This window comes from Halomonas sp. AOP43-A1-21 (genome assembly GCF_052376775.1).
In the GTDB taxonomy this organism is placed as follows: domain Bacteria; phylum Pseudomonadota; class Gammaproteobacteria; order Pseudomonadales; family Halomonadaceae; genus Vreelandella; species Vreelandella colorata.
Genome location: NZ_JBQSWC010000108.1, coordinates 1 through 391 on the forward strand (window position 1 = coordinate 1; position 391 = coordinate 391).

1 protein-coding gene is annotated in these 391 nt (G+C 60.1%); it reads left to right on the forward strand.

The window, feature by feature from the left end; all coding sequences use genetic code 11:
* Positions 1-391: Ig-like domain-containing protein (locus ACT3R7_RS20760; RefSeq protein WP_496199472.1), on the forward strand; the 391-nt coding region annotated here is incomplete at both ends.

Below are 391 nucleotides of genomic sequence, written 5' to 3' on the forward strand. Positions count from 1 at the left end.
CACGGTAGAAGTGCGTGATGCGGATGGCGAGGTGGTGGGCAGCGGCCTTACCGACGAAAACGGTGACTACACCCTGACCACCGACACGCCGCTGGTCGAAGGTGATGCCTATGACGTGGTCGCTATCGACGCGGCGGGGAATGAATCTGATCCTTCTCTATTGATCGGCACGATCATTGCCCCGGCGACGCCGAGTCTGGTGCTGGACAACGACACCGGCGCAGATGATAACGACGGTATTACCAGCGATGGCACGGTCAATGTGGGTAACCTCGAACCCGACGCCACCTGGGAATACTCCCTTGACGGAGGCGATACCTGGATCGAGGGTGTCGGCGAGAGTTTTGAGCTTCCCGATGGCGACTATGCGGACGGCGATGTGATCGCGCGT